Origin of the sequence: Lysinibacillus sp. NPDC097287 (assembly GCF_044761695.1) — a bacterium.
Lineage (GTDB): Bacteria > Bacillota > Bacilli > Bacillales_A > Planococcaceae > Lysinibacillus.
On record NZ_JBIWCX010000002.1, the window covers coordinates 127,794 to 141,623 of the forward strand.

General features: G+C 38.2%; 14 protein-coding genes. 8 read left to right on the forward strand and 6 right to left on the reverse strand.

Annotation, left to right across the window (positions count from 1 at the left end; translation table 11 throughout):
- Positions 1-2: 2 nt before the first annotated feature.
- The 3 genes from ispG to ACIQ2D_RS03700 all read right to left on the reverse strand — a co-directional run bounded on the left by ispG (position 3) and on the right by ACIQ2D_RS03700 (position 2,115).
- A complete protein-coding gene (gene ispG, locus ACIQ2D_RS03690; protein ID WP_402859577.1) occupies positions 3-1,115 on the reverse strand; it encodes a flavodoxin-dependent (E)-4-hydroxy-3-methylbut-2-enyl-diphosphate synthase in 1,113 nt (370 codons plus the stop codon).
- Between the two features lie 96 nt (positions 1,116-1,211).
- Positions 1,212-1,553 (reverse strand): hypothetical protein, encoded by a 342-nt coding sequence (locus ACIQ2D_RS03695; protein ID WP_402859580.1) that lies wholly within the window; start codon positions 1,551-1,553, stop codon positions 1,212-1,214.
- Between the two features lie 52 nt (positions 1,554-1,605).
- A complete protein-coding gene (locus ACIQ2D_RS03700) occupies positions 1,606-2,115 on the reverse strand; it encodes a DUF1189 family protein (RefSeq protein ID WP_402859583.1) in 510 nt (169 codons plus the stop codon).
- Between the two features lie 194 nt (positions 2,116-2,309).
- On the opposite strand from ACIQ2D_RS03700, the gene ACIQ2D_RS03705 reads away from it, so the two are divergent.
- The 3 genes from ACIQ2D_RS03705 (at position 2,310) to ACIQ2D_RS03715 (ending at position 5,260) form a co-directional block, all read left to right on the forward strand.
- A complete protein-coding gene (locus tag ACIQ2D_RS03705; protein WP_402859586.1) occupies positions 2,310-3,941 on the forward strand; it encodes a Na/Pi cotransporter family protein in 1,632 nt (543 codons plus the stop codon).
- 67 nt (positions 3,942-4,008) lie between these two features.
- Entirely contained in the window at positions 4,009-4,488 is a 480-nt protein-coding gene (locus tag ACIQ2D_RS03710) for a DUF456 domain-containing protein (RefSeq protein ID WP_402859589.1), read from the forward strand.
- 166 nt (positions 4,489-4,654) lie between these two features.
- Positions 4,655-5,260 (forward strand): superoxide dismutase, encoded by a 606-nt coding sequence (locus ACIQ2D_RS03715; RefSeq protein WP_402859592.1) that lies wholly within the window; start codon positions 4,655-4,657, stop codon positions 5,258-5,260.
- Between the two features lie 122 nt (positions 5,261-5,382).
- On the opposite strand, the gene ACIQ2D_RS03720 is transcribed toward ACIQ2D_RS03715, so the two are convergent.
- Positions 5,383-6,297, reverse strand: a complete 915-nt coding sequence (locus ACIQ2D_RS03720; RefSeq protein ID WP_402859595.1) for a hypothetical protein — start codon at positions 6,295-6,297, stop codon at positions 5,383-5,385.
- Positions 6,298-6,378: 81 nt separating this feature from the next.
- On the reverse strand, positions 6,379-6,999 hold the full coding sequence (locus ACIQ2D_RS03725; protein ID WP_402859598.1) for an S-layer homology domain-containing protein: 621 nt from the start codon (positions 6,997-6,999) through the stop codon (positions 6,379-6,381).
- A 377-nt stretch (positions 7,000-7,376) separates the two neighbouring features.
- Between ACIQ2D_RS03725 and ACIQ2D_RS03730 the strand changes: the two genes are divergently transcribed.
- Positions 7,377-9,581 (forward strand): peptidoglycan D,D-transpeptidase FtsI family protein, encoded by a 2,205-nt coding sequence (locus ACIQ2D_RS03730; protein ID WP_402859601.1) that lies wholly within the window; start codon positions 7,377-7,379, stop codon positions 9,579-9,581.
- A gap of 101 nt (positions 9,582-9,682) precedes the next feature.
- Here the strand turns inward: ACIQ2D_RS03730 and ACIQ2D_RS03735 are convergent, their stop codons facing one another.
- Positions 9,683-9,889 carry a hypothetical protein gene (locus ACIQ2D_RS03735; RefSeq protein WP_402859604.1) on the reverse strand — a complete coding sequence of 69 codons (207 nt, stop codon included), beginning with the start codon at positions 9,887-9,889 and terminating at the stop codon, positions 9,683-9,685.
- 216 nt (positions 9,890-10,105) lie between these two features.
- Between ACIQ2D_RS03735 and ACIQ2D_RS03740 the strand changes: the two genes are divergently transcribed.
- The 4 genes from ACIQ2D_RS03740 to pstB all read left to right on the forward strand — a co-directional run bounded on the left by ACIQ2D_RS03740 (position 10,106) and on the right by pstB (position 13,818).
- On the forward strand, positions 10,106-11,083 hold the full coding sequence (locus tag ACIQ2D_RS03740; protein WP_402859607.1) for a PstS family phosphate ABC transporter substrate-binding protein: 978 nt from the start codon (positions 10,106-10,108) through the stop codon (positions 11,081-11,083).
- 61 nt (positions 11,084-11,144) lie between these two features.
- Positions 11,145-12,092, forward strand: coding sequence for a phosphate ABC transporter permease subunit PstC (gene pstC, locus ACIQ2D_RS03745; protein ID WP_402859610.1), 948 nt, complete (start codon positions 11,145-11,147; stop codon positions 12,090-12,092).
- A 1-nt stretch (position 12,093) separates the two neighbouring features.
- Positions 12,094-12,972, forward strand: a complete 879-nt coding sequence (gene pstA, locus ACIQ2D_RS03750; RefSeq protein ID WP_402859613.1) for a phosphate ABC transporter permease PstA — start codon at positions 12,094-12,096, stop codon at positions 12,970-12,972.
- Positions 12,973-12,984: 12 nt separating this feature from the next.
- Complete coding sequence (gene pstB / locus ACIQ2D_RS03755; protein WP_402859616.1) at positions 12,985-13,818, forward strand: phosphate ABC transporter ATP-binding protein PstB; 834 nt, start codon at positions 12,985-12,987, stop codon at positions 13,816-13,818.
- Positions 13,819-13,830: the final 12 nt, after the last annotated feature.

Consider the following 13,830-nt stretch of genomic DNA (forward strand, 5'->3'; position numbering starts at 1 on the left):
CCTTAGGCTTGTGTCTTAGCTTCTTCTGCTTCACGTTTTTCTAACATTTCTGCAGCTAATTTGTCGATTTCTTTTTTCAATTCTTCTACCATTGTTGCTTCAGGTACTTTGCGGACAGTTTTGCCTTTCATGAATAACAAACCTTCGCCTCGTGCACCGGCAATCCCGATATCAGCTTCACGGGCTTCACCAGGACCATTTACTGCGCAGCCAAGAACTGCTACTTTTAGAGGTACACTTAGTTTAGAAATATATTCTTCCACTTCATTGGCAATGGAGATTAAGTCAATTTCAATACGACCGCAAGTAGGGCACGAGATAAGTGTTGCCATGTTAGAAGCAAGACCGAATGACTTTAATAATTCGCGTGCTACTTTAATTTCTTCAACTGGGTCAGCTGATAGTGAAATACGTAAAGTGTTTCCGATTCCTTTAGATAAAATTGCACCTAGACCAGCAGCTGATTTTACAGTACCGGCAAATAGTGTGCCTGATTCAGTAATCCCTAGGTGAAGAGGGTAGTCAAATGCTTTAGCTGCTTTTTCATACGCCTCAATCGCAAGGTTTACGTCAGAAGCTTTCATCGACACGATAATATCGTGGAAATCTAAGTCTTCTAGAATTTTAATATGGTGTAGTGCAGATTCTACCATGCCGTCAGCAGTAGGGTAGCCGTATTTTTCTAGAATATGACGCTCTAAAGAACCAGCGTTTACCCCGATACGAATTGGAATCCCTTTTGCTTTTGCTGCATTTACAACTGCTTCTACTTTTTCTTTACGCCCAATGTTACCTGGATTAATACGTACTTTATCAATACCATTTTCAATTGCTTTTAAAGCTAATTTATAGTCAAAATGAATATCAGCTACTAATGGAATATGAATTTGTTTTTTTATGTCGGCAATTGCATCTGCTGCACGCTCATCTGGTACTGCGACACGTACAATCTGGCAACCTGCTTCCTCTAAGCGAAGAATTTCAGCTACTGTTGCTTCGACATCATGTGTTTTTGTAGTACACATACTTTGAATGAATAATTCATTACTACCACCAATCGTTAAATTACCGACACGTACAGGACGCGTTTTTGTACGGTGACAAATTTCACTCATTAACTTTCTCTCCTTTTCGGGCCGCTACTTTTGGCCGTCACTGTCATTTATTTTAGCAGTGTAGGAAAATAAGAACAAGGAAGAAACGTTAACTTTTCATTTTCCGCATAAGTTTTCGAGTCCAAATGATAGTGGAAGTTTAATATTTTCGCCAGGAACTAGTTCCTGTAATTGTAAATGTGGATTTAGTTGGTAAAAAAGCTGTAAGCGTTCAGGGAAGGTCATTGGTACTTTTGCGGGTTTCATGGCAAATAAACTATGAATGCTGTCACCTTGAATGACTTGAATGTTAATGTAACTAGGTTCAAGCTGTTCTTCGCAGAGTTCTTCAGTTTCCTTTGGGTAAAAGGCTGCAAGTGGCAATGTGCCCTCAGTTAAATCTATTTTCACAACGAATGCAACAAGCACAATAATTAATGTTAGTAGAAATGCGCGCAAAAAATCCCCTCCTTTTCTACACTATATTGAGAAGGAAGGGGAATCATGCACATTATTTTATTATTGGTTGTTTTGGATACTTGGTAAAGGCAATAATTAATAGAGTTAGTGTTAATAATAATGAGAAAATAGAAGTTATTGTATTACTAATCGGTAGATATGCTGCTAGTACGCTTAGGATCGTTGCCCATGTCATAGCAAAGGTAGTCGTACGCCAAACGTTGCGGTATTCTCCGCGGCGCTTCATGACCTTCAAGAAGAATAAACCTGCTAGTGCATAGAGTGCAATTTGACCGAAGATAAGCATTGTCGTAAAGATAAAAAGCACTAGTAATGTCACTGGATATAACAACCATTTAATTTCTTCTATGTATGCTGTTAAGCCGCTCATATTAAAAGTATCAACGTCTACACCTGCTGTAAACTGACCGAATGAAAAGACTGTAACTAGCGAAATTAATAAAAAAGTATATTGAATGACTTTACCAATTGGTAATAAACGATAGGCTGCTAGTTTTTTTGGATGAATTAGGCTATCGATAAATAATTGTGAGTGTTTCATAATAAAGTATCTCCTCCAATCGTTATTCTATCATGTTCATGTGTGACATTAAAGAATGAGTGTTTAGGTGGGAATGGTTGTATAAGATTGTTAACTTTATGTAAAGAAGTTGTATGTTTTCTTTACTTTTTGTAGATTTTCTATTAATCATTAGTGATAGACTAGTAGAGATATGGGAATTGGAGCGAAAACAATTGACGATAGAGTGGCAAAGTATGCTATTTCAGTTTTTAGGTGGATTAGGTGTATTTTTATTTTCCATTAAATTAATGGGTGAAGGTTTACAGAAATCTGCAGATGATAGATTAAGAGAATGGCTGAACCGTTTTACAACAAATCCACTAGTAGGTGTGTTGGTCGGTATAGTGGTAACAATATGTATTCAGTCAAGCTCAGCAACGACAGTTATTACAGTTGGACTTGTTAGCGCTGGCTTTTTAACGTTACGGCAAGCAATTGGAGTCATCATGGGGGCGAACATTGGTACAACCATTACAGCATTTATTATTGGTATTAATATTGATGTGTATTTTTATCCTTTATTAGCGATTGGTGCAGCACTCATATTTTTCTTTAAAAAGCAAAGTTATCATCATGTCGGGCAAATTGTCTTTGGTTTTGGGGGCTTATTTCTAGGGCTTGAACTAATGGGGGCAAGCATACAATACCTTCATAAATTATCGACGTTTGCCGATTTAACCTTACATATTAGTGACCAGCCAATTTGGGGAGTTATAGTCGGAACCGTTTTTACATTAATCGTGCAAAGTTCGACAGCAACAGTCGGTGTATTACAAGGCTTATATGCAGAACAATTAATGGGATTAGAGGGCGCTCTCCCAGTATTATTTGGAGAAAATATCGGTACAACAATTACCGCCGTATTAGCGTCGTTAGGTGCTTCAATTTACGCAAAACGGGCAGCGGCTGCGCATGTATTGTTTAATGTCATTGGCACAATTATTTTTATTATTTTCTTAACACCATTTACACACTATATTGTATGGGTAAGTGAAATGTTTCACTTAGAACCACGGATGCAAATAGCAGTGGCTCATGGCTCATTTAATATAATCAATACAATGATTCAATTACCATTTATCGCAATACTAGCGGCATTGGTAACGAAACTTATTCCCGGTACAGATGGAGATATTGATGTAACAGCAAAGCATTTAGACCCTACATTTATCGATTCTTCGCCTTCCATTGCGCTTGGTCAGGCGAAAGAAGAGGTTCTTCGGATGGGAGATTATGCACTGAGAGGTTTAGAAGAAACGTTCCAATATATGAAAACGGGTGATGCGGAATATATTCCTATTGTTTTACAGCTCGAAGTGGTATTGAATAATCTAGATAAAGAAATAACAAACTATTTAGTAATGGTATCCAATCAACCGTTATCGCGTGCTGATTCCGTCCGTCATCATATGCTGCTAACAAATGTCCGTGATATTGAGCGTATCGGGGATCATTTTGAAAATATTTTAGAGCTCTTGCAGTATAAGGAGCATCATGAAGTAAATTTAAGTAAGTCAGCAAGACAGGATTTAATCGGTATGTTTAGTTTAGCGATTGAAGCGGTGCGCAAGAGTATTGAGGCACTTGATACAGCTAGTCTGAGTCTTGCGCAGGAAGTGACGGAGCTCGAGAGCTTGATTGATGATATGGAAGGTAAGCTACGTCAAAAGCATATTGCACGCTTGAATTCAAATGAATGTAACGGAGCAGCAGGTATTGTTTTCACGGATATTGTTAGTAATTTAGAGCGAATAGGTGATCATGCAGTGAATATTGCTGATTCTATATTAGGGATTCGACATTGATCGCGTTGAAACTTTTTTCCGCTTTGATACGTATAGTAAGCAATGTGTTTCAAAAGGAGAGAATACTATGGAGATCGTCGGCTGGATATTAGTTATTGCTTGTTTTGTCGTGTCGTTTGTCGGATTAATCTATCCGATTATACCAGGCGTGATATTTTTAATAGGAGGATTTTTACTATACGGAGCATTTTTCTCGTTTGAAGAGCTTAGTTGGTGGTTTTGGATCATTCAAATATTATTTGTTGTATTGCTGTTTGGCGCAGATACTGTTGCAAATGCATTTGGCATTAAAAAGTTTGGTGGTTCGAATGCCGGCATGTGGGGGAGTACAATTGGTTTGTTAATTGGTCCATTTGTGATTCCGTTTGCGGGGATATTAATCGGTCCGTTTTTAGGCGCAGTTATTGCAGAGCTTTTAGTGGAGCGTCGTAAGGTAGGAGAAGCTGTGAAAAGTGGGATCGGTTCACTGGTCGGATTTTTAACGTCTACCGTGACGAAGGCGATTCTTCAGGTTGCTATGATTGTAATTTTCTTTATTGCAATCTAAATAAAATGTTTAACGAGTTATAAAATTGGGTACTTAGTATTCTGATTGGTTTTTCAGTCAAAAGGCTGAAATCTTACATTTGAGGTTATTTTCATTGAATGGTTTGACCAACTTTGATAATCTAAGAATGTATTAATATTTCTTTAATTTAGGGAGGAACACAAACATGGCTTACGAATTACCACAATTAACTTACGCTTATGACGCATTAGAACCACATATCGATGCAAAAACAATGGAGATTCACCACACTAAACACCACAATACTTATGTTGCTGGCTTAAACGCAGCAGTAGAAGGTACTGAATTTGCTGGCAAAGATCTTAACGAATTAATCGCTAACATCGATGCACTTCCAGCTGACAAACAAACACCAGTACGTAACCACGGTGGCGGTCACTCAAACCACTCATTATTCTGGGAAATAATCGCTCCAGGCGGTTCTAATACACCAGTTGGCGAAGTAGCAAAAGCAATCGATGCTAAATTCGGTTCTTTTGATGCTTTCAAAGAAGAGTTCGCGAAAGCTGCAACAACTCGTTTCGGTTCAGGTTGGGCTTGGTTAATCGTTGATGGCGACTCAGTTGCTGTAACTTCTACACCAAACCAAGACTCTCCAATCATGGAAGGTAAAACACCAATCCTAGGCCTAGATGTTTGGGAGCACGCTTATTACTTAAACTACCAAAACCGTCGTCCAGACTACATCGGTGCATTCTGGAACGTTGTAAACTGGGATGTAGTAGAAGCTAAATTCCAAGCTGCTAAATAATAAATTTTTTTAAAAAATAGATTATTTTTGGCGCAAAACATAGAGTTGAAATTAAAAAGGATGTCTCGATAATTTTCGAGACATCCTTTTCTATGGCAACAAAATTGATGTGGAAAAATCTGTTATTTAGTCGTTTCTTGTAACGTTATATAATCACCTCTAATGTATACGGCTTTGTCATGTAATTTATCGGATGTGATTTTATACCATCCATTTTCCTCGCCATATACTAATACAGGCAGGTTGAAGCGTTTATAGTTGTATAATTCGTCAAAAGAAGTAGACGGACCTATACGAACACGTAGATACAGATAGTCTGAATCGTTTGTAAATCCGATTTTGTAATTTTGTTTAGCATCCTTAAATCCTGACTCTTTTTCAAATGCATAATAGTGAGCTGCAGCCTTTGCACCCCAATTTGTATCTGCGGCATATTTCACATTCATACCAACTTCTTTTGATCCGAGCACCGCTCCATATCCATAGGTTTCAGTATCACCACTTGAGCCTTTTGCTTCACGATCTTTCAACTCCCGTGCTATATACGCATCAATTTCTTTTGCTGTGTAAGCAGTTTTTGTTCGCAACGGCAAAAATTGATAGTAATTATAGGCTTTACCTACCTTCTTACCATCTCTTGTTGTAAAGGTAATGCCATCTGTACTGAAGTATTTAGTATCTGCTTTCATAAAGTCAGGGGCAACACCAATCACATTTTCGCCCTCAAAGCTTCCATTGGTATGAGAGTAGATTTTAAACACTAACTTACTATTTACTACTTCATAATAAGATCGATCTAATTCCGAAAGTGCAGGAATTAGGATAATATCTACTATTGATAATGTACCTGTGCGATCACCAATTTTAACTGTTATCTTGCTTCCGTCACTTTTAACATATTCAAGCTCTGTATTTTTAGCAAGAGGCATCTTATCTGTACAGGTAATTTCATAAGAGATTGGTTTATTTAATACAGCAATTCCAGCTGACATCGCGATAACTTTACCCTGCTTCAGTACGACGCCGTTTTCAGGCATTGCTTGAATGGCTTCACTTGCAGTGTCAAATTTTTGTGCGGTTACATATTGACCATTTTGAATAGTAGCCGTACTAAAGAGTTACTTGTCAACAACTTGTGTATCTATATAATTTTTGAGGCGGTAAATAAATGTTGCTGATTGAGCAATCGTAGCGTTTTCTTGTGGACCCAAAGTGTTGTTTTCTAAACCTTTTATAATGGATAGAGCAACACCTGTTGCCACAGCATCACGATAATCTTTAGCGATTTTTGACGTATCAGTAAACGTTAGTTGTGTAGTTTTTTTCTGTACTTTCTTATAGTCAAATGTACGATTAATCATGACTGCCATTTGTTGACGACTAATCAATTCGTTTGGCTTAAATTCATTGGTTTTTGTATAACCAGTGACGATGCCTGCTGCTGCACTTTGAATGCCTGAAATATAGCGGTTGCTTGTAGGAACGTCTTTAAAAGAAGTATCTTTTTTAACAGGTAAATCGAACGTTTTAGCAATAAAAAATGAAAATTCAGCGCGTGTGACTTTTCGGTAAGGATTGTATTTACCATCACTTTCAGGTAATAATGCATTTTTTTCACTTAGAAGATTTAACCCTGGACCATGGGTAGGATCGTCAAATGCTTGTGTATGACCTTTAGGTATACTGAAAGAACTTACTACTAAGATAAAGAGGATACAGCTAAGTACATATTTTTTCACGAAATTAACCTTCATTGAACTAGTATTATAGGAAATTAAATCCTATATAAAAAGTAAGCTAGTTAAAGTACAATATCGAACAAAATATTATATTATGAAATATACTTTGATAAAATGAGCAAATATATGAAACTTATCTTAAAAGAAGGCCGTCTATTAGATGAATACTACTTCATGTTGATTAGTGGGCGCAGGAACACCGAATGAATAAAATAAAACTTTGAACGATATTAAAGGATTTTAAAAGGAAGTTTATTGTACAAGAGTAATTGATGTTAATGCACACTGGTGATAGACCGTACTTTTCTGTCGTGGCTTCGGGTGGTATACTAAGTATCGTATATTTGAATAAATATGTATAAAGGAGGGGGATCCATATGCGCAAAACACCAGGGAAGAGTCGTGCATCGAGTGTAAAGGCGAAGCATAATTCTAATTTAACATTTCGTATGAATGTCCTTTTCTTTTCTATATTTCTTATGTTTTCAATGTTAATTTTTAGACTTGGATATATGCAAATTGTAAAAGGTGAAGATTATGTGCGAATTATAGAACGCACAGAGGAAGTACCGGTGAATACTAGTGTACCGAGGGGGCGTATGTATGACCGTTACGGGCGTATTTTAGTTGATAATCAGCCAGAAAATGCGATTACCTATACGAAAATGCAAACGACAAAAACAGAAGAAATGTTAGAAATTGCGGAGAAATTAGCCGCTTTAATCGAACAGCCAACGAATCGTGTGACAATGCGTGATAAATATGATTTTTGGATATTAAAAAATCGTGATGTGGCTTATGAAAAAGTATCTAAGGAAGAAGTAAAAGAAATTAATGAACGAAAAGATATTACTACGCGTGAAGCAAACGCTGCGGTTGATAAGCTTGTCCGTGAGCGTATTACAGACGAGGAATTAGCGCAACTAACGGAAGCCGATTTAGAAGTGCTTGCAATCTATCGTGAAATGGCGTCAGGGTATAACTTATCACCGCAAATTATTAAAAGTGAAAACGTATCGGCAGATGAATTTGCACGTGTTTCAGAACGCCTAACAGAATTACCAGGTGTGAATACGACAACGGATTGGAAGCGCGTAAAATTGTCACCACTATCAGTTTTAGGACGCACAACACTCCCTATCAAAGGGATTCCTAATGAAAAGCTTGATTACTTTTTAGCACGAGATTATGCACGAAATGACCGAGTAGGTGAAAGTTATATCGAAGCGCAGTACGAAGAGCTACTTCAAGGTCAAAAAACAGTCGTCAAAAATATTACCAATAAAAAAGGGCAAGTTGTCGATACGATTACAACGTATGAGGGCGAGCCAGGTAAGGATTTAGTACTAACGTTTGATAGTGAACTGCAAGCAGAAACAGAGAAAATTTTAGAAGAAGAGTTAATGTCTTTAAAAGCATCAGGTGGCTCGCACTTATTAGACCGTGCCTTTTTAGTAATGATGGATCCAAATACTGGAGATGTCTTATCGATGGTTGGAAAGAAAATCGAGAAGGATCCTGATACTGGAAAAAATGTGGTTTTAGATTATGCTTACGGCACCTTTACAACGGCATATGAGGCAGGCTCTACTGTTAAAGCCGCAACTGTATTAATGGGCTATAACCAAGGTGTTATTTCAATGGGAACTACTTTGGGGGATCAACCAATTAAATTAATGAATACGGAACCGAAGAGTTCGATTTTCAACCGAAGTGGCTATATTTCAATGAATGATTTAATGGCGCTTGAACGTTCGTCTAACTCCTATATGTTTCAAATCGCGTTGCTTCTAAACGGTACGCCATATAGCTATAATATGCCGTTACGCGCGAACGAAAACACTTTCCCAACAATGCGTAATAATTATGCACAATTTGGTCTAGGTGTCAAAACAGGTATCGATTTACCAAATGAAGTTAGTGGGGTGACTGGTCCATCTGGTCCAACGATGGGTGGTAAAACACTCGATTTAGCGATAGGGCAGTACGATACGTATACAACGTTACAATTAGCGCAGTATATTTCGACGGTGGCAAATGGCGGCTATCGAATTAAACCGCATGTAGTGAAAGAAGTACGTGAGCCGTCAAAAGACGGACAACAACTTGGCCCATTAGCAACAGAGATTGAACCAACTATTTTAAACCGAATCGATAATCCAACAGAAGAAATTGATCACGTGAAAAAAGGGCTTCGCCGTGTTTATGTTGGTTCGCAAGGGTCTGCTGGGAGACAGTTTAGGAATACACCGTACACAGCAGCGGGTAAAACGGGGACAGCCGAGGTAGTTTATTTTGGACCGTTAAAAGAATATTGGGGTACAGAATTAAAAAGCTATTCACATGTAGGTTTTGCGCCATACGAAAATCCTGAAATTGCCTATGCTGTTATTATTCCTTGGGCAACAACAAACTATAATGTTTCGCATCCTCACGCGAATAGCATTGCTAGACGTTCACTTGATAAATATTTTGAGCTAAAGGCTAAATATGAATCGACTAAAGTTTCTGAAAGCAATGTAGAACAACCAATTCTACCAGCAATAACAGAAGATAAAATTGGTGAAGATGAACAAGAATAAGGAAAAATACTGAGGTTTTTAATAGTCCGGTGTTTTTTCTACCTATAATGAAGTAATAAAAATAAGCGACTTTCTCAATTACAGAGAAAGTCGCTTATTTTTTATACGGAAAGTTGCTGTATAGCTAATTCGAATTGCTGCTTTGGCTTTACGCCATAAAGCTCTAAATTATGATTGAAATAAGACTGTATCATAAAATCGATAGCTTCCTGTAAGGAAAAGTCTCGATGATCCATGACAAGTGTTAAATACGTTTTAAAGTAGTCAGCATTCTGCAAATGTGCATGTTTCGTGATAATGTCAAACACCTCTTTTGTTATTTTACAACACAATTGCTTATTATAGCATCGTAAGCGTAGGAAGCAATTAATTCAATTGTAAACGCATCTTTACAATCATTTACAAAGCATTACATTCATTTACGTCTCTTTTACGAATAGTTTATACGACTTCAACAATCAGTCTTTATAGTAAAGATTGTAAGGCAAACAACTATAAAAAAGTTAATGACGGAGGCAAATGAGATGAAAAAGTGGAAGTACTTAACGATGACAGCGGTAATGGGTTCAGCTTTAATGCTTGGAGCATGTGGCGGCGATAGCTCAGCTCAAAATGGTAACAATGCAGAAACGAATTCACCAGCAAGTTCAGGACAAGAAGCAGAGGACAAAAAACTGCAAGGAACTGTAGCTGGGGACGGTTCATCTACAATCGCACCAATTATTGAAGCGGTTGTAGAAGAGTATGCAGGTGCACAGCCAGATGTCAAAGTATCGGTAGGTGTTTCAGGAACTGGTGGTGGTTTTGAAAAATTCATCGCAGGGGAAACAGACTTTTCAAATGCATCTCGTTATATAAAAGATGAAGAGAAAGCTAAACTTGAAGAGGCGGGTATTGCTTATACGGAATTAGCGCTAGCTTATGATGGTTTATCAGTAGTTGTCAATCCAGAAAATGATTGGGCAAAGGATTTAACAGTAGAACAGTTAAAACAAATTTGGACGGAAGATGGAAAAGCGAAGAAATGGTCGGATTTAGATCCATCTTGGCCAGCAGAAGAAATTATCTTCTACTCACCAGGTACTGACTCTGGTACGTACGATTATTTCGATGAAGTTATTCTAGATGGTGCTGATTTAGTAAGTTCTGCAACACTATCAGAAGATGACAATATGTTAGTACAAGGTGTTGCTGGCGATAAAAACGCAATCGGATTCTTCGGCTTCGCGTATTACCTTGAAAATAAAGATAAGTTAAGCATTGTGAAAGTCAACGGGGTAGAACCAACGCATGACACGATTAAAGCTGGGGATTATACGCCGCTATCACGTCCACTATTCACATACGTGAAAAATGACTCTATCAAAAATAACGAAGCTTCATATGACTTCATGAAATTCACACTTGAAAATGCTGGAGATATGGCAGAGGCAGTGGGCTATGTGCGTCTACCAGATGAACAGTATGCTGAAGGTTTAACAACTTTAGAAGGCCTAAAATAAGTAGGTATGCTTGAAGGGGGAGAGTATACTCTTTCCCTTACTTGCTTGAAAGGAGCACCCCATGGTTTCACAAAAAGAAAATAAGTCATCATCTGTGCAGCAATTAATTGCGAATTCACGCAATCATAAAACAAAGAAAATAGTGGAAAAAGCAATGCCAGCTCTATTATTTTCTGCAGCGCTCATTTCTATTTTGACGACATTTGGCATTGTTTTCACCCTTATTTTTGAAACGTTTGAATTTTTCAAGCGTGTGTCGATTACGGATTTCCTATTTGGTACACAGTGGCTACCGTTCTCAGGAAAGGAACCGTTGTTTGGGATATTACCACTTATTGCAGGAACGTTGAAGGTAACATTTATTGCTGTTGTCGTAGCAGTACCGTTTGGTATAGGCTCTGCGATTTATTTAAGTGAGTATGCGAGTGAGAAAACAAGACGTACGATTAAGCCAATATTAGAAGTGTTAGCCGGCGTACCAACGATCGTTTATGGTTTCTTCGCATTAACATTTGTCACACCGATTTTACAAGAATTAATTCCAGGTCTTAAAATCTTCAATGCACTGAGTCCAGGGATTGTCGTTGGAGTTATGATTTTACCAATGATTACGTCTCTATCTGAAGATGCGATGTCAAGTGTGCCGAACAGTATGCGTGAAGGCGCATTAGCACTTGGGGCAACGAAGTTTGAAGTTGCGATAAAAGTAGTATTACCAGCTGCACTGTCGGGTATTATCGCATCAGTTGTACTAGCTATTTCCCGGGCAATAGGTGAAACAATGATTGTTTCTCTAGCAGGGGGATCAACACCGAAGTTTGACCTAAATGTTACGGATTCAATTCAAACAATGACTGCATATATCGTACAAGTATCAACAGGTGACGCAGGATATGGCACAACAATTTACTACTCGATCTATTCAGTAGGGTTCACATTATTCATTTTCACATTAGTGATGAATTTACTCGCTCATTACATTTCGAAACGCTTCCGGGAGGTTTACTAGCATGCGCTATATCGATGAAACAGCCGTCATGAAGCGGATGACCAAGCGTATTACATTCAATAAAGTATGGAAGGCATTGTTTTTCTTAGCAACGACTTTCGCACTTGTCACGCTGGCAATTTTGCTATACAGAATTGTGACGCAAGGTATTGGTTACTTAAATATAGACTTCTTAACAAATTTTGCTTCACGTTTCGCAGATAGAGCAGGCGTTAAGGCAGCACTAATTGGTTCACTCTGGTTAATGGGTGTGGTCGCACCTGTGTCCATTATCCTTGGTGTAGGAACGGCGATTTATTTAGAAGAATACGCAAAGAAAAATAGGTTGAATGACTTTATTCGCATGAATATCTCGAACCTAGCAGGTGTACCTTCGATTGTATTTGGTCTACTTGGGTTAACGATTTTTGTCCGTATGATGGAACTTGGAAAAAGTATCTTAGCAGCAGGCTTTACGATGAGTTTACTCATTTTGCCGGTAATCATTGTAGCAGCGCAGGAAGCTATTCGAGCAGTTCCGAGTGAACAGCGTGAAGCTTCGTACGGTATGGGCGCAACGAAATGGCAAACGATTCTGCGTGTCGTGTTACCAGCTGCTATTCCTGGGATTTTAACAGGAAGTATTTTAGCCCTATCACGTGCAATTGGTGAAACAGCTCCACTTGTTGTGCTTGGGATCCCAGTTATTCTACAGTTTTTACCAGACGGCTTATTAAGTCAGTTTACGGCTCTGCCAATGCAAATTTATGACTGGGCAAAACGACCACAAGAGGCATTCCAATACGTGGCTTCGGCAGGTATTTTAGTGCTCATGACAGTGTTATTACTGATGAACTCAATTGCTATCTTTATACGAAATAAATTCCAAAAACGTTATTAATGAGGTGACCAAATGGTACTGAATATTCAAGAAGAAAAAACATTTGTCAAAAAGATCCATACGGGTGCAAAGCCAGTAACGGAAGTGGCACGTAATATTGTGTATGATACGAGAAATTTAAATTTATGGTACGGCGATCACCACGGCTTGAAAGACGTAAATTTAAGTATTTATGAAAATGAAGTAACGGCAATTATTGGCCCTTCTGGTTGTGGGAAGTCTACGTATTTAAAAACGTTAAATCGTATGGTAGAGCTTGTGCCGATTGTTCGTACATCAGGTGAAATTTTATATCGTGAGCGTAATATTTTAGACAAGGGTTATACGGTTGAAGAGCTACGTACGAGAGTAGGGATGGTATTCCAAAAGCCAAACCCATTCCCAAAATCAATTTATGATAACATTGCCTACGGTCCTCGTATTCACGGCATTAAAAATAAAAAAATCTTGGATGAGATTGTTGAAAAATCACTGCGTGGTGCAGCTATTTGGGATGAAGTAAAAGATCGCTTAAACCAAAATGCATACGGTCTTTCCGGTGGTCAGCAACAGCGTATTTGTATCGCACGTTGTTTAGCTGTTGAGCCAGATGTCATTTTAATGGACGAACCAACATCCGCACTTGACCCGATTTCGACTTTAAAAGTAGAAGAGCTTGTACAAGAACTGAAACAAGACTATTCCATTGTCATCGTGACACATAATATGCAACAAGCAGCTCGTATTTCAGACCGAACAGCCTTTTTCTTAAGTGGCGAAGTAATTGAATACGATAAAACGGACGTCATCTTCCAAACACCGGCAGATCAACGTACAGAAGATTATATTTCAGGACGCTTCGGCTAAGGAGGAAGATTG